General features: G+C 68.8%; 10 protein-coding genes and 1 pseudogene. 6 read left to right on the top strand and 5 right to left on the bottom strand.

The window, feature by feature from the left end; translation table 11 throughout:
- Positions 1-33: 33 nt before the first annotated feature.
- Positions 34-402, bottom strand: a complete 369-nt coding sequence (locus ACFSXZ_RS30550; protein WP_378268859.1) for a hypothetical protein — start codon at positions 400-402, stop codon at positions 34-36.
- 283 nt (positions 403-685) lie between these two features.
- Here ACFSXZ_RS30550 and ACFSXZ_RS30545 point away from each other — a divergent pair, with 283 nt between their 5' ends.
- The 6 genes from ACFSXZ_RS30545 to ACFSXZ_RS30520 all read left to right on the top strand — a co-directional run bounded on the left by ACFSXZ_RS30545 (position 686) and on the right by ACFSXZ_RS30520 (position 7,300).
- Positions 686-1,327: a helix-turn-helix transcriptional regulator gene (locus ACFSXZ_RS30545; RefSeq protein ID WP_378268857.1), complete on the top strand. Its 642-nt coding sequence runs from the start codon at positions 686-688 to the stop codon at positions 1,325-1,327.
- A gap of 134 nt (positions 1,328-1,461) precedes the next feature.
- Positions 1,462-2,622, top strand: a complete 1,161-nt coding sequence (locus ACFSXZ_RS30540) for a hypothetical protein (protein WP_378268856.1) — start codon at positions 1,462-1,464, stop codon at positions 2,620-2,622.
- A 156-nt stretch (positions 2,623-2,778) separates the two neighbouring features.
- Positions 2,779-4,056 carry an ABC transporter substrate-binding protein gene (locus ACFSXZ_RS30535; RefSeq protein ID WP_378268855.1) on the top strand — a complete coding sequence of 426 codons (1,278 nt, stop codon included), beginning with the start codon at positions 2,779-2,781 and terminating at the stop codon, positions 4,054-4,056.
- Between the two features lie 10 nt (positions 4,057-4,066).
- Entirely contained in the window at positions 4,067-5,065 is a 999-nt protein-coding gene (locus ACFSXZ_RS30530) for a carbohydrate ABC transporter permease (RefSeq protein WP_378268854.1), read from the top strand.
- Positions 5,062-5,904 (top strand): carbohydrate ABC transporter permease, encoded by an 843-nt coding sequence (locus tag ACFSXZ_RS30525; protein ID WP_378268853.1) that lies wholly within the window; start codon positions 5,062-5,064, stop codon positions 5,902-5,904. Before ACFSXZ_RS30530 ends, ACFSXZ_RS30525 begins: the two co-directional genes overlap by 4 nt.
- Positions 5,897-7,300 (top strand): GH1 family beta-glucosidase, encoded by a 1,404-nt coding sequence (locus tag ACFSXZ_RS30520; RefSeq protein ID WP_378268851.1) that lies wholly within the window; start codon positions 5,897-5,899, stop codon positions 7,298-7,300. Before ACFSXZ_RS30525 ends, ACFSXZ_RS30520 begins: the two co-directional genes overlap by 8 nt.
- A 247-nt stretch (positions 7,301-7,547) precedes the next feature.
- Here ACFSXZ_RS30520 and ACFSXZ_RS30515 read toward each other — a convergent pair.
- The 4 genes and pseudogenes from ACFSXZ_RS30515 to ACFSXZ_RS30500 form a co-directional block, all read right to left on the bottom strand.
- A pseudogene (locus ACFSXZ_RS30515) lies at positions 7,548-8,066 on the bottom strand (DUF222 domain-containing protein); the annotation flags it as partial.
- Between the two features lie 27 nt (positions 8,067-8,093).
- A complete protein-coding gene (locus ACFSXZ_RS30510) occupies positions 8,094-8,285 on the bottom strand; it encodes a hypothetical protein (RefSeq protein ID WP_378268849.1) in 192 nt (63 codons plus the stop codon).
- Positions 8,286-8,816: 531 nt separating this feature from the next.
- Positions 8,817-12,509, bottom strand: a complete 3,693-nt coding sequence (locus tag ACFSXZ_RS30505; protein ID WP_378268847.1) for a BTAD domain-containing putative transcriptional regulator — start codon at positions 12,507-12,509, stop codon at positions 8,817-8,819.
- Positions 12,499-15,723, bottom strand: coding sequence for a BTAD domain-containing putative transcriptional regulator (locus tag ACFSXZ_RS30500; protein WP_378268845.1), 3,225 nt, complete (start codon positions 15,721-15,723; stop codon positions 12,499-12,501). The genes ACFSXZ_RS30505 and ACFSXZ_RS30500 overlap by 11 nt, the downstream gene beginning before the upstream one ends.
- Positions 15,724-16,247 lie beyond the last annotated feature (524 nt).

Below are 16,247 nucleotides of genomic sequence, written 5' to 3'. Positions count from 1 at the left end.
GGTATTACGTCCAAGCGGGAAGGCGGACCGGAGTCAGCGGTGCGGGCGGTAGCGCGCATACGGATCCGGCCGCGCCGTCTTGGCCACCTTCTCCGGCCTGATCGTGTGGCCGGTGAACCGGTAGTACCTGATCGCCTGGACCGAGACGTGGATCTGCTCCGGCGTGGGCGGCAGTTCGCGATTCCACGCGATGGTCATGTCCTTGCGGCGGTCCGTCACGATCTCCACCGGGACGCCGGCGGCCGCGCACAACCGTTCCAGCGTGGCCGTCCAGGTGTCCAGGTCGGCGTTCCCGGGCAGCCACTCGTGAGCGTAGATCGCCCACCTGCCGAGCATGAGCTCGCCGACGAGGCTGCGCTGGTCGTCCACCAGATAGGGCTCTTCGACTCGATCGGGCGTCATGTCGTCGCTCCTCGCGACCTTGACCGGTCCCTGCGCCGGCCTCTGGTGTCCATCGTCACCCCACGGTCTGCCTGCGGCAACGAAGCTTCACACAGGGTTGAGGTCCGGGTGTGCGCTTGGGTCTTTTGGGACAAAGGCCCGGGACCGGAGGGGCAGCATCACGCGCTCGTTCGCGAATTCCGGCGCGTCCAGCCGGTATAGAGACGTGGTGAAGATGGCATGAAGGGCGACGCGTAAAGCTGAGCCGCGTAGCCAGGATCATCAGGGAGCCACGGGGGCCGCCATGAAACCAGTTCGAGTCTTCGTCCAGTCATCGGATCCGATCAAACGCGCCGGGGTCGTCGCACTGCTGAGCGGCACGCGGGAGGTGGAACTCCTGCCCACCGCCGAGCGGGCCGACGCGGACGTCATCGTGCTCGCGGAAAACGCTTTCACGACGCCCACCCTGGCGCCGGTGACGGAGATCCGTGCCGGATCGGCTCATCCCGAGGGGCCGCCGCCCTGCCTGATCGTGACCGACCGGTTCGACGAGAACGACACCCTGGCCGCCGTCCAGTCCGGCGTGGTGGGTGTCCTGCCGAGCGTCTACGCGACCCAGAAGGGGCTCGTCTCGGCGGTCGTCGCGGCCGCGGCCGGTTCCGCCGTGCTGCCCCGGCAGCTCCAGTCGGCGCTGCTGGACCAGCTGCGGAAGCTGCGGAGCGAGGTGCTCGAGCCCAATGGGCTGACCCTGTCCGGGCTCGGGTCGCGCGAACTCGACGCGCTCCGGCTCGTCGCCGAGGGCCTGCGCACCGACGAGATCGCGGTGAAGCTCTCCTACTCCGAGGGCACGGTGAAGAGCGTGCTGTACGGCGCCATCAAACGGCTGGGCCTGGCCAACCGTACGCACGCGGTGGCCTATGCCATCCGGACCGGCGCGCTGGGCTGAACGGACCAATAGTCACGCCGGTCCCGGAAATGGGGCAGACACGATCGGCGTGACGAACTATTTCCGGTAGAGGTCCCGTGTTTCGGGCGGAGGCACGGGGCGGTCCCGGCCGAGAAGAGTTTCGGGAGTCTTCGATGACGATTGGCAGACGCCTGGTCGCGGCGGCGTTGCTCGCGGCGGGCGCGGTGGTTCTCTCCGCGTGTTCCTCCGGAGGAGGTGGCGGGACACCCGCGCCGGCTCCGGCCGCGGACGCCGTCCAATGGCTTTCGGGCAGTGCGGTCGGCAACGGCGCACAGTCCGGCACGGGAGATTTCGCCCATGGCGGCGTGAACGGCTCCGCCGACGCCAAGGCCGCCGCGATGAAATGGGTGCAGCTGTCCGCGGGCCGGGCGGGCGCGCTCAACCCGGTCGTGCTCAACGGCGCCGGGTTCACCCTGTACCGCTTCGACAAGGACACGCCATCCCCGTCGAAATCGAACTGTTCCGGTGACTGCGCGAAGACCTGGCCCCCGGTGCTGGTCGACCAGGGCGGGAAAATCTTCCTCGACGGAGTGGACCGCTCGGCGGTCGGCGTCGTCAAACGGGACGACGGCACCCTCCAGGTGACCATCGGTGGCTGGCCGGTCTACCGCTTCAGCAAGGACCAGCGCGCCGGTGACACGAACGGCCAGGGCGTGGGCGGCACCTGGTTCGGTGTGCGCCCCGACGGCAAGAAGGCCCAGGGGCAGGCCGCGGGGACCGGAAACGGCGGCAACGGCGAGGGTGACGTCGCGGTCGTCTACGCCGGGAAGAACCTGAGCGGCGGGGCCCAGGCGGTCACCGGCCCCGACTGTCAAAACCTTCCGCAGCCAGGAAAGGGACTTTCGCTGCGGCTGGTCGGTGGTCCGGTGACGATCTGGTCCGGTCCGAAGTGCACCGGCGATTCGACGGAGGTCACCGGTGACGTGGCGGACCTGTCGGCCATCGGGTTCGGCAACAAGATCGCCTCGATCAAGTTCGGCGTGGCGGGCAATGCCGCGCCGCAGGCGGGCAGCGGCGACTCGGTGATCGCCTTCGACGACAAGAACTTCTCCGACACCGGCGCCGCGCAGGGCGTTTCCGGCCCGGGCTGCCAGGACCTCGCCCGGCCCGGCGTCACCTCTTCCTTGCGGGTGAACGGCGGAGCCGTCAAGATCTGGTCGGCACCGAAGTGCACCGGTGAGTCCTCGGTGGTCAACGCGGACGTGCCGGACCTTGGCGCGATCGGGTTCGACAACAAGATCGCTTCGATCAGGTTCGGCATCGGAGCACAGTAGGCACCGGGTTTTCCGGCCACGGGCGGGTGCGGTGACGCCGCATCCGCCCGTGCCCATTCGGGCATGGATTGTGGAGCTTAGGGCATTCTCCCCCTCGTGATGTACCACATCGGACAGAATTCGACGCCGTACATCGTTACGAGGTAAGGAGCCTGAATGAAGCGCGCTCGTCGTCGCTCGTTCCCGGCAGTCGCGCTCGCGGTCGCGGCGGCGCTGGTGGCGAGCGGGTGTGGTTCGGCCGGGAATTCCGCGAACCAGATCACCCTGACCGTCGCCACGTTCGGTGACTTCGGGTACGGCCCGCTTCTCCAGCAGTACGAGCGTGATCACCCAGGCGTGCACATCGTCAACCGGGTCGCCGACTTCGACGCGCACAACAAGCAACTGATCACCGAACTGGCCAGCGGGCACGGCGCGGCCGACGTCGAAGCGATCGACGAGCAGTACATCCCGCAGTTCCGGCAGTCCGCCGACAAGTTCGTGAACCTCGCCGACTACGGGGCCGAGGGTCTCAAGTCGCGGTGGGTGGACTGGAAGTGGGAGCAGGGGGTGACCGACGGCGGCAAGCGGATCCTCGGTCTCGGCACCGACATGGGTGGTCTCGCCATGTGTTATCGCCCCGACCTGTTCGGCAAGGCGAACCTGCCCACGAACCGGACCGAGGTGGCCGCCCTCTGGCCGACGTGGGAGGCCTTCGCCGCCGTCGCCGATCGCTTCACCGCCGCGAACACCGGCGCGAAGTTCGCGGACTCGGCAGGCACGATCTACACCGCGATCCTGAACCAGTCGCCGGAGAACTACTTCTCCAAGGTCGACGACTCCTTCATCGCCGACCGCAACCCGAACCTGCGCCGAGCCTTCACCATCGCCGCTTCGGTCGGAGCCAAGGGGCAGACCGCGAAGGTGACCACGTACACGCAGGAGTGGAACGTGGCCATCAAGCAGGGTTCGTTCGCCACCATCGCCTGCCCCGCCTGGCTGCTCCAGCAGATCCGTGAGGCCGGGGGCAGCGAGAACTCGGGCAAGTGGGACGTGACCGCAGTGCCGGGCAACAGTGGCAACAACGGTGGCTCCTTCCTCACCGTGCCCAAGCAGAGCGCGCACCCGAAGGAGGCCTACGACCTCGCCGCCTGGCTGACCGCTCCGGAGCAGGAGAAACAGCTCTTCCTGACCGCCGGCCTGCTGCCGAGCGAGCCGTCGGTCTACCACGACCCGCAGGTACTGAACAAGACCGACCCCTATTTCTCGAACGCGCCGACCGGCCAGCTCTACGCCAGCTCGGCGGACGGCCTCACACCGAACTACCGCGGCTTGAAGGACGCCGTCGTGCGCCCCGAATTCGGTCGCGCACTGGGCCGGGTCGAGGCCGGCCAGCAGAACGCCGACCAAGCGTGGGCGGAGGCCGTGAAGTCGTCGTCGAACGCCCTCAAATAGCCGGCAACGCATGAAAACGCAGGAACTGCCCGTTGTGGCGAAGCGATCGGACCCCGGGGTGCACGTGCAGTCACACCCCGGCGTCCGATCGTCCCGCCGCGTGACGAGGACGGTGCGCGACGGGTGGCTCGACCGCCTCACGCCGGCGCTGTTCACCGGGCCGTTCCTGTTGGTGTTCGCCCTGTTCGGCGCCCTGCCCCTGGTCTACCTCGCGTGGATTTCCCTCCATCACTGGCATCTGGTGAACGGCGATCAGGGATTCGCCGGCCTGGACAACTACGTCACGCTCTTCACCGATCCGCATTTCTACAACGCGCTGGCGAACACGGTCGGGATCTTCCTCGAATCGGCGATCCCGCAGATACTTCTCGCGCTGGGCATCGCCGCGCTGCTCAACCGTCCGGGGCGGGCCGGACGGTTCTGGCGGACCGGCATCCTGCTACCCAACGTCGTTTCAGTCGTCGCCGTCGCTCTCGTCTTCGGCCAGCTCTTCGGCCGGGACTACGGCATAGTCAACTGGATCCTCGGCCGGTTCGGCATCGGCGCGGTGTCCTGGCAGTCGTCGGTCTGGTCCTCCCACCTCGCGGTGGCGGTCATGGTGATCTGGCGCTGGACCGGCTACAACGCGCTGATCTACCTCGCCGCCATGCAAGCGGTGCCACGAGAGCTCTATGACGCCGCCGCTCTCGACGGCGCCTCGCACTGGCGGATGTTCTGGTCGATCACCGTCCCCTCCATCCGGCCGACACTGGTGTTCACGGTGATCGCCGCGACAGTCGGCGGGCTCCAGCTCTTCGCCGAGCCGCAGCTGTTCGACTCCTCCGGCGTGAGCGGCACCGGCGGCGCCGACCGGCAGTTCCAGACGCTCATCATGTACCTCTACGAGAAGGGGATGGGCGACCTCGACGCGGGATACGCGGCCGCGATCTCGTGGGTCGTGTTCGTGCTGTCCGTGATCCTCGCGCTGGTCAACGTGCGCCTGGTCCGACGCATGGTCGGGGCGCCGTGACCGTGGTACGGACCGCTGCCCGGCGCAAGCGGGCCCCGTTGGCCACCGGCGCCCTGATCGCCGTGACCGTCTTCTCGGTCTTCCCGTTGTACTGGTCCTTCATCATGTCCACCCGGGACAGTTCGGCGATCGGCGACGCCACCCCCGTCCTCCTCCCGGGCGGTCACCTGCTGGAGAACCTCCACGAGGTGTTCGGCAAGGTCGACTTCTGGCTGGCGCTGCAGAATTCCCTCATCGTCTCGTGCACGGTCATGGTGTCGAACGTCGTGCTCTCCAGCCTGGCCGGTTTCGCTTTCGCCCGGCTGCGTTTCCCCGGCCGTGACTCGCTGTTCCTCGTCGTCGTAGGCTCGATGATGGTGCCCGCCCAACTGGGCGTCATCCCGCTGTACATCCTGGTCGGCGACCTCGGCTGGGACGGGCGGCTCGAAGCGGTCATCGTGCCGGGCATGGTGAGCGCGTTCAGCGTATTCTGGATGCGGCAGTCCTGTGAGGAATCGGTGCTCGCCGAACTCTTCGACGCTGCCAGGTCGGACGGCTGTTCGCTGCCCCGCGTCTTCTGGCACGTCGCGGTACCCGCGCTGCGGCCACAGGCGGCGGTGTTGGCGATGTTGTCGTTCATGACCGCCTGGAACGACTTCTTCTGGCCACTGGTGGTGCTCGACCCCAACGAGTCGCCGACCGTCCAAGTAGCACTGTCCCATCTGGCCAGTGGGTACTACACGGACTACGCACTGATGCTCACCGGCGCCACGCTGGGAGCGGTCCCGGTGATCGCTCTGTTCTTGCTGCTGTCACGGCAGGTCGTCGACGGACTCATGGGAGGACGATTCCATGTTTGACAAAGCCACGAAGGGGGACCTGCTGGGCTTCCCGCGAGACTTCCTGTGGGGTGCGGCCACCGCTTCCTACCAGGTCGAGGGCGGTGCGGCCGAGGGCGGCCGCGGGCCATCCATCTGGGACATCTTCTCCGGCCAGGAGGGCAAGATCCACGACGGCAAGACCGGCGCGGTCGCCTGCGACCACTTCCACCGCTATTCGGAGGACGTGGCTCTCATGGCTGAGCTCGGTTTGCCCGCTTACCGGTTCTCGGTCGCGTGGCCGCGTGTCATGCCCGACGGCCGGACGGTCTCCCAGGAAGGACTCGACTACTACCGGCGGCTCGTGGACGAGCTGTGTGACAAGAACATCGAGCCGGTGCTCACGCTCTACCACTGGGACCTGCCGCAGGCGCTGGAAGACCAGGGCGGCTGGCGTTCGCGCCGCATCGTCGAGTGCTTCACGAACTACGCGATGGCCGTCCATGACGCACTCGGCGACCGAGTCCGGCAGTGGACCACCATCAACGAGCCGTTCTGCTCGGCCTTTCTCGGCTACGGTGCCGGAATCCATGCCCCCGGTCACACAGACCCGGAGGCGGCGCTGGTCGCCGCGCACCACCACCTGCTCGCCCACGGCACCGCGCTCCGGGCGCTGCGGTCGAGGGCGCGCGAGGGACAGCAGTTCTCGATCGCGCTGAACTTTTCGCCCGCCCTCGCCGACGGGTACGGACCGCGTTACGCGGAGGCGGCCAGGAAATTCGACGGCCTGCACAACCGGTTCTTCCTCGATCCGGTGCTGGGCAAGGGATACCCCAGTGACGTCCTCGAAGACGTCGCGCATGTCGGCGGCCTGGCCGAGGCGATCCAGGACGGAGACCTCGAAACCATCGCCGGCACGATCGACTGGCTCGGCGTGAACTACTACGCGCCGACCCGGGTCAAGCCGCTGGACGACCCGCACGCGCCCAGCAACTGCCCGCTGCCCGGCCTGCGCGGCATGGACGTGCTGCCACCCCGGCCCCCGCTGACCGGTTTCGGGTGGGAGCAGACCCCGTCGTCGCTGACGGAGCTCCTCCGCTGGCTGAACTGGCACACCGGCGGCATTCCCCTGATCGTCGCGGAAAACGGCGCGGCGTTCGAGGACAAGATCGACGCCGAGGGCCGGATCCGGGACGACGAGCGGACCAACTACATCGCCGAGCACCTCCGTGCGGTGCACTCCGCGATCGAGGGCGGGGCCGACGTGCGTGGTTATCTGGTGTGGTCGTTGCTGGACAACTTCGAATGGTCGATGGGATATTCGCAGCGGTTCGGAATCGTGCACGTCGATTTCGAGACGCAGCGGCGCACCGTGAAGGACAGCGCGTTGTTCTACCGGGACGTGATCGCTCGCAACGCCGTTCCGTCCGGGCGCTGACACCTCGCTGGGTGAGCACGGCCGCCGAGGCGGAACAAGGTTGGTCATGCCGCTGTGGTTCCCGCTTCGGGTGGGTGGCTTCGCGGTTCCTGGAGAGGCCGGGGGTCGGTGCTGTATTGACGCCCGGTGGGCGTGGTCACCGTAAACCGACCTGTCTTCTTGTCCAGGTGGTATGTCCATCCGGGAGAATCCTTCAGATGGTGATGTCTGGCGCACAATGCGAGGAGATTGTTGTCGGCCGGGTGTGTCATGAACGTCGTTGGAGGTGTGTCAGGTAGTAGGTGACTGCTTGTGACGGCGGTGCTGTGCTGGTGATGGAGGTGGGCCCTCCGGGGCGTGCTTCGGTGTCGATGCGCACGTAGGCCGCCACCCCCTCTTCCACGGGCAGGTGCCCGGCGACCTTGACCATCCCGTCGTCCAAGGGGATCAACTCGACCTTACGTTGCGCGCGGCGGGCGCGGCAGCGTTCGGCGTGTCCGCCCGGGTCGATGGTGGCGATGACGCGATTGGTGGCCCGGCGCAGGCTGCCGGGATCCTTGCCGGCGAAGCGAGTGGAGATGACCGCGTCGACTTCACGGGCCTGTTCGTCGGTGAGCACCACGGTGGGTTGATGCACCTTCGATGCCCCATAGGCGTCGATCTCCCCGCGCCGCATGGCCTTCAGGGTTTCCGGCAGCCGGGTGGTGACCGCCAAGGCCAGCTCAATCTCACGTTCGGCCGCGTTGCGGCCGATGGACAGGGCGAGCCCCAGCTCCTGCGCCACCGTCGACGGTTCCGCGGCCGCGCGGGCGAACTAGGCGACGGTCTCCAGCTCCTCGGCGTCCAGGCGACTCTTCCACTGGCGTATCTTCTGAATCCAGCGGAGCATTTGTTCCGGCGTCCTCGGCGGGCGTCGCCGGGGCCGGGCGGACGCGAACCGGCCGGGTGGGGACTGGTCGGGAACCGAGTGGCCGGCGTGGTGCGCGGGTCGGGATTGATCGCTCATGGGTTCGATTTTATCGGACAGGCCGGGGGAAAACAGGTGCTCGATAAGGAGTACCGGAAAGAGTTAAAACGGCCGCTTGGCATCACTCGAAAGTGGCATTGCGTTCGGTTCGGTCGCGGTGGTGTAGTCGAAGCCAGTGTGATCCCAGGCAGTACCAGCGGCTCGTGACGCGAAACCCTTGCACCGTACCGGATCAGGCCCGAGGACGTGAGGCCGGAGGCCGGACGGGTGCCGGCGCGGCGAGGTCCGCACATCGAGATTCCCATGGCGCAACGAAAGTTCGTGTGATCGAAGCCGAGAATCTCTCTGTGTCAACAAGATCCGGCGTGCACCAGTACGCCCTTGCGCACCCAGAGCACCCTGACCGAGGAGAACGGAACCACCGTGAGAACACCAGGACGCCCGGACGGCGGCAAGCCACCGGGCCAACGACAACCCGAGGGGCAACGACAGCCCGAGGGACGACGACCTCCCCCGGGACAGCGAAAGAGCCGCCGGGCGACGAAAAGTCCGCCGGAGAAACGAAAACACTCAGCCCTGATGCGACAGCTCGCGCGCGAGGAGGTCGCGCGACGCGGTGTCCAGCTTGCCGAGCAGGCGGGCGACGTGGGCTTGTACGGTGCGCCGGGGGAGACCGAGTTCCGCGGCGATGCTGGGATTCGGATGGCCCGCGGCGACCAGGCGGGCGATGTCGATTTCCACGGGGGACAAGGATTCCCAGCCGCGCTGGGATCGTGGCGGGGTGGCCAGCGCCCGGCGGTGGATGCCGAAGCGGGACAGGCGCGCGTCCGCCTGCTCGAGATTCCAGCGTGCGGACAACTCCGCGTACACGTCGGTCGCCTCGTCGAACGCCGCCTGTGCGGCCTCGATCTCGCCGCGTCCGGCGAGCAGGGCGGCGGCGTCCTCCAAAGCACTGGCGAGTTCGACGACCCGGCCGACGCGGCGGTAGTGATCGGCGGCGGCCAGGACCGGTGCGGGGTTCGCTTCGACGAGACCGCGGCACCATCCCGCCGCGACCGTCGCCCGTGCCGCCACCCGTTCCTTCGCGGCTTCCTCCTCGCAGATGCGCACCGCGCGCCACGCGCGGTCGTCGTCGCCCGCGCTCAACGCGGTGCGCACGATCCACGGCAGCCACTGGTGCCGCAGCATCATGGGAGAGAATCCGGGGTTCAGCATGGGTTCCAGCACACGCAGCGCGTGCTCGGGGTCGCCGCGCTGCGTCAGCGCCAGGGACTGCGCGAACAGCAAGAAGTCGATGTTCTCGCGTTCCGCGCTCGTCGTCGGCGCGTATTCCTCGACCGCCTGAAGGTCGGCGGCGGCGCGGCTGACGTCCCCGCGCTGCCCCGCGATCAGCGCCGCGACACCGTGCAGCAACAGCGCGGTCGCCGGGGGCTCCCGCAGGCCGAAGAAGGTGATCGCGGGGCCGTCCTCGGCCACCGAGTCCAACTCCACGAGCGCTTCGTTCCAACGGCCCGTCCAGTAGTAGTGCACGGCTGCCGGAACCTGGAGGTCATTGGGGAAGGAGTTCTCGGCGGCGGTCCGGCGGGCCAGCCGGAGCGTCTCGTCGGTCTCGACGAGACGGTCGAGATTCTGCAGCGTGAACATGCGGTTGTCGAGCAGGTCGAGTTTCAGGTCGGCGAGGTCGTCGGCACCGTCGATGACGGCGATCGCCTTGTCCAGGTGCTCCAGCGCCGACTCGTGGTCACGGCGCACCGAAGCGACCAGCCACAGGGTTTGCAGCGCATGCGCGGTGAGGTACTCGTCGCCGCCCGCCATGTTCAGTGCGCGGTGCCCCGCGGCCTCGGCGGCCTCGAGGTCGTCCAGACCGCCGCGGCGGAAGTTGGCGAGCAGGTGTTTGTGGCGCCTGCGCCAGATTTCCGGCACCGACGGATCGTCGACGGCACCGGCGAGGATTTCGACGGCGTCTTCGGCGGCACCGTCGCGGAACCGGACCGCGGCGAGCAACTGGCGCATCTCGGCGGCTCGCCCCGGATCGGTGGCGATGTCCAGCGCGAAGCGCGCCTCCTCCGCGGGCTGGCGGTCGAGCCGGAACAACACCTTGACCAGCGCGGCCGCCAGGATCTCCCGCCGGTGGTCGTGCGGTCGGCAGGAATCGAGCGCGTGCGTCAGGAGGTCGGCGGCGATCAGCGGCGCCCGGTTCGACACCGCCTCGTGATGGTCCGCGAGCCACTCCAACACCCACGGGTCGGTGATGTGGATGGCGGCGATCTGCTCGGCGACCCGGCTCACCGGCGCGCCGACCCGGGCCAGCGCTTCGGCGGCCTGGCGGTGCAGGCCGGCCCGCGCGCCGGCCGGGATGCCGTCGTAGAAGGCCTGCCGCAGCAACGGATGCCGGAAGGCGAGGTGCGTGTCCGAGTCGACGAGGACATTCGCGGCGACCGCCTGCTCGAACACGGTCAGCAGGTCGGAGGGCCGCTTGTCCGCCACCGCGGCGATGTCGGTCACGGTGAACTGGGTGCCCAGGAGCGCGGCCCATCGCAGAACCTCGCGGGCGTCGTCGGAAAGGACTTCCAGGTGCCGCCGGATGGTGTCCACGAGCGAGCGCGGCGCGGTGTAGGCGGAGGCGTCCGCGAGGTCGGTGACGCCGATCGTGGTGACCAGCGCGCGTTCGCGCACCAGCGCCTCGGTCAGTTCCGTGATGTAGAGCGGGTTCCCGGTGGTGCGCTCGACCAGGTCCCGCAGCTCGGGCCCGGCCTGCGCGCCGATCAGGGTCTCCTGCAGCGCGATCGCCTGGTCGCGCTCGAGCGGGCTCAGCGTGAGGATGTCCCCGCCACGGTCCTCGATGGTCTGGCGCAGTTTGACCAGCTGCGCGCTGCGCGGCACGGGACGCGCGGAGGCGATGAGCAGCAGCGGGAGCTGCCGGGTCGCGGCGGCGAGCCGGTGCCACAACAGCACGCTGGCCTCGTCGGCCCACTGCATGTCGTCGACGACCAGGACGAGCGGGGCCTGCGCGCAGAGATCGTCCACCAGGGTCAGCATCTTGCCCACCGCCGCCAGAGCCGGGTCCTGCTCGCCCCAGACCGTCGACTTGACCTGCCCGCCGTACAGCTCGGGCGACTTGTCGATGCCCAGGCAACCCGCCATGACCTGGAGCGGGATACGGGTGGACAGCTCGTCGGCGACGGTCCAGCCGATCTGGCAACCGCGTCCGCGCACGTCGAACAGCGCGTTGGTGAGCAGTTCGGACTTGCCGATGCCGAAGTCCCCCTCGATCCAGGCCGCGCCGCCCGTCCCGTCGCACACGGCGTCGATCAGCGCCCGCAGTCGCGCCAGCTCGCCTTCCCGGCCGACGAACGCCGCGCGCACACCGGATTCGAACCGCTTCGCCACCTGGGTCGGGAGTACGAAGAGGCGGTCCGGGGTGGTGGGTCCGCCCGGGGGCGCGGGGAGTGCTTCGGCACGAGTGCCGCCGTCACCCTCGGCTTCGCGAGCTCGGGGCGCGTCCAGGCTCGGGTCCTGGGTGAGGATCTGGGTGTGCAGTCGCCGCAGCGCGGCGCCGGGCTCGATGCCGAGCTCGTCGACGAGCGTCGCGCGGGCGTCGCGGAACACTTCCAGGGCTTCGGTGGGCTGTCCGCTGCGATAGAGCGCGAGCATCAGCAACTCGCGGAGCCGCTCCCGCAGCGGATATTCCTGCGCCAGCGCGGTCAGTTCGGCGGTGATTTCGTGATGCTCGCCGAGGTCCAGCACCGCTTCGGCGCGCATTTCCAGCGCGCTCAGGCGGAGTTCGGCGAGCCGGGCGCGCTCCCGCTCGGCGAACGGGCCCGGAAGCCCCGACAGCGGATCGCCGCGCCACAACGCGAGTGCCTCGTCAAGCGAGCCGAGCGCACCCGGCCGGTGCTGCCGCGCGTGGGTGACCAGCCGTTCGAAGCGCACGGCGTCCACACACTCGGGTTCGATCCGGAGCGTGTAGCTCGCCGAGCCGCTGGCCAGCAATGTGCCGGCCGTCCATCGTTCGCGGTCCGGTTCGAGCGCGCGCCGGAGACCGGAGATGTAGGTGTGGACACTGCCGTCCACGCTGGCCGGTGCCTCGTGGCCCCACACCGCGGACACCAGTTCCGCGCGGGCCACGGTCAGGCCGGCGCGCATCGCGAGCACCGCGAGCACCGCGCGCTGCCGGGCGGGCCCGAGCTTCAGTTCGGTCGCGCCGTTCCAGCCGCGGATGGGGCCGAGGATCTCGATTCGCAGTATGTCGCTATCCGGCATCCGCCACCCCGTTCGCCCCGTGCCGCTCCGTGCCGGCCACCGCGGCGACCGGGTAGCCGAGGAAACGCACCATGTCGTGCATCCTGCGCACGTTCCAGGTCGCGCCGATCTTCCGGTAGCCCTCCACCGCCGTCGTCACCGTCTCCCGGGCCTCTCGGTACCGGCCGTGCCGGGCGAGCAGCCAGCCCGCGTCCTCGAAGGCACGAACGCACATGAGGGTGAAGCCATGAGTGTTGCGGCAGGTGGTGGCGACGCGAAGCAGGTCGTCGGGATCGTCGTCGGTGAGTGCGTGGCAGTAGTCCCGCACGAGTTTGTGCTCGTCCGGGAACCACGCCGGGGCACCGGTTTCGGCGGCGCGCAGAACTCGTGCGACGCACTCGTCATCGCCGAACTCCGTCGCGATCCTGGCGGCGCGGGGCAACCAGCCGTACAGCGAGGACGGAACGTGGGGAAGACCGGTGAGCGGCGAGAGTGCTTCCAGTGCTTCCTCGGGGTTCCCGGAGACATAGGCCAGCACGGACTTCGCGATGAGCAGGACGGCGGTGCCGGGATGCACCTCGCTGTCCGGCATCGCGTGCGTGACCGCGTTGTAGAGATGACGTTGCGCGGCGTCCTGATCGTCGCGGAACGTCGTGATGAGTGCGGCAAGGCTGTGCGCGAGGACGGCGGTGTCGCTCGGCAGGTACGACGCATAACCGGTTTCGTCGACGATGACCGCGTCGAGTTCACTCATGGCGGCCTGCCAGTCGCCGGTCCAGTAGTGGTGCACGGCGCTGGTCACGTGGATCTCGGCGGGCAACGCCCGGTAGGGGGCCAGTTTCCGGGCGCGGCCCGCGACTCGCGAGCCGAACCGGCCCTCGCCGCGGACGGTGCCGAGCGCGGCGTGGGTGTCGTCGTCGAGGTACCGGTGTTCGCCGAGGTCGATCATCTCGGGGAACGTGCCGTCGGGCACGGCGCCGTCCAGCACGGTGCGCAGCAGGTCGTGCCGGGCACGCCAGGTCCCGGTGACCCGCGGATCCGCCAGCACACTGTCCACTTCGGACCGGGCGGCTTCGTCCCTGCCCCGGCGATGGTAGGCATAGGCGAGGATCCAGCGCATTTCGGCGGCGCGGGCGGGGTCGGTAGTGCGCGCGATGACCGATCGCGCCTCCGCCTCCGGCTCCCGGCCCAGCCAGAACAGCAGCCGGGCGAGCATGACCGCGAACTCGTCGCTCTGGGCGGATTCACGAGGACCGGAGCCGATGACCTGGCGCAGCAGTTCGACGGCCAATCGCGGCTTTTCGGCCGCGACGATCCCGATGTGCTCCGACAGCCAGTCGCCGACCCACGGATCGGTCACGGTCGCGCAGGCGGCCAGTTGGCCGGCGACCTGGGCCGCCGGTGCCCCCGCGGCGGCGAGGGTTTCGGCGAACTGCCGGTGGAGTGCCGCCCGCATCGCACTGGGTGTCTTCTCGTACAGCGAGTCCTCGACGATCTTGTGGCGGAACCGCAGGGATTGGCCGTCGGCCACGAGGACGCCCGCGGAAAGCGCCTCCTCGACGGCGCTGATCAGCTCCACCGGCTGGCGGCCGACCGTGGCCGCGAGGTCGGAGAAGGTGAACCGCCGGCCGAGCAGCGTCGCCCACTGCAACATCGACCGGGTCTGGGAAGTGAGGAAGGTGAGATGGTCGTTGATCCGGGCGACCAGGCGGGCGGGCGGCCGGGGGGAGGCGCACAGCCTCGGGTCGGGCTCGTCCGACGCGGTCGCCGGGACCATTTCCTTGACGTAGAGCGGGTTTCCGGAGGCGTCGTCGATCCTGGCGCGCAGTGCGGGGGGAAGTGGTGCACGCAGAAGCTTCTCCGCGAACTCCATCACCTCCACCTCGGAGAGTGGGCGGAGGGAGATCGCCCGGCCCACCCCGAGGAGGCGATGCCGCATGCGTTCGACGGTCTCGCGGCGCGGGATGGGCCGGCTCGCGCTGACCAGCAACAGCGGCAACCGGTCCAGCAACTGGGCGAGCCGCCACCAGATGCCCAGGCTGGCGTCGTCGGCCCACTGGAAGTCGTCCGCGACCAGGATCAGCGGGCCGTCGGCGAGCATGCGCTCCACGACGTCGAGCACATGCGCGATGTCGCACTCGGCCGCGCCGAGGCCGAGACAGTCGCGAATGAGCTGCGCCGGCCTGCCGCTGTCGATCTCCTGTGCGGCGACCCAGCGCACCCGTGCACCGGTGACGGCCGTGCCGGAAAGCGCCTCCGCGAGCAGAGCGGTCTTCCCGATACCCGGTTCGCCTTCGAGCCACACGACGCCGCCCTGCCCGGAGAGGACGTCGTGCACCGCCGCCGCCAGCAGGTTCAGCTCGTCCTCACGGCCGGTGAAGACCTCCGGGCGGTCAGGCTGCCAGGTCGACAGCGTGGCCGAGACCGGCAGGGGGAGCGCGGTCACCGGTGCCGGTCCGGCGGCGGTACCGCTGAGCAGTTTCTGGTGCAGGCGGCGAAGTTCGGGGCCCGGCTCGATGCCCGACGTGTCGACCAGGATCTCGCGTGCTTCGGCGAACACTTCGAGCGCCTCCGCCGTGCGCCCGTCCTGGTGCAGGGCGCGCATCAGCAAGGCGCGAAGCCGTTCGCGCAGCGGATGTTCCTGGCACAGAGCGGTGAGCTCGGCGATGACCTCCGTACGGCGCGAGAGATCAAGCAGGACTTCGGCACGGGTTTCCACTGTCGTCAGCCGGAGTTCACCGAGCTTCGTCCGTTGGGCGGCGGCGAATGGGCCTGGCAATCCGGAAAGCGCGTCACCGTGCCAGAGTCCGAGCGCGGCGTCGAGGTCCTCGAGCGCCTCGGGCAGGTGGCCTTCCTTCATGTGCCGCACGCCGGAGGCCCGCAACGCGTGGAAGCGATGGAGGTCGAGTTGCTCGTCCTCGATCTGCAGCGAGTAGCCGGATCCCACCGAGGCGAGCACGTGCCCACTGGAGCGGGGAGCGCGGCCGGGCTCGAGGACGCGGCGAAGCCCGGAGATGTAGGTGTAGATGCTGCCGCCCGCGCTGGCCGGGGGAAACTCTCCCCACAACGCGTCGATCAGGTCATGCCGGGAGACGGCTTTCCCCGCCGAAATGGCGAGAATGGCCAGCACCGCACGACGGTGCGCGGAACCGAGGTCGACCTGCTCGTCCCCGCGCCAGCCGCGCACGGAACCGAGCACCTCGAACCGCAGTCCGGATCCGCTGTGTCCCGTCATCGCTCTCTCCGTATGCGCGGTAAGCGTCTCATTCCCGCAGAGTCGTGGAGGTGTACAAACGGGCAAATTCTCGGGACCAATTGGGCAATTCCCCATTTTGGCCCGGCAACTCGACGTCAGGGTGGTCTCGTTGTAACGGTCAGGGAAAATGAGATTTCGCGAAGGTTACCGGATGTTGCTCGTCGGGGCGAATTAGCGGAACTCCGGGGCGGTCTGCCCTCCGGTGAGAACGGAAGGTCCCGACCATCTGAGCCTCCGGGACCCTCTGGTACACGTCAGCCTGTTGATGTAACTTTCCACTGCGAGCACCCACCTCCTGCCGTGCCAGGGGCTCTCGATGCGGCTGAGCGAACGCGATGGGAACGCTGCGTGCGTCTCGGCCGCAAGAGTGCTGTCACTTATACCCGTTTAGAGGTTCCTTCCGCAAGATCACCACGTCGATTGTTACTGTGTGTACACGCGCCGGGAACGCCTTCAGGGTGGTGTCAGGCGCCCTCTGGACCCCCCGCGTGGCGCGGCCGGGG

This window comes from Amycolatopsis pigmentata, from assembly GCF_042684065.1.
In the GTDB taxonomy this organism is placed as follows: Bacteria; Actinomycetota; Actinomycetes; order Mycobacteriales; family Pseudonocardiaceae; genus Amycolatopsis_E; species Amycolatopsis_E pigmentata.
This window is presented reverse-complemented; position numbering and strand designations above follow the sequence as displayed.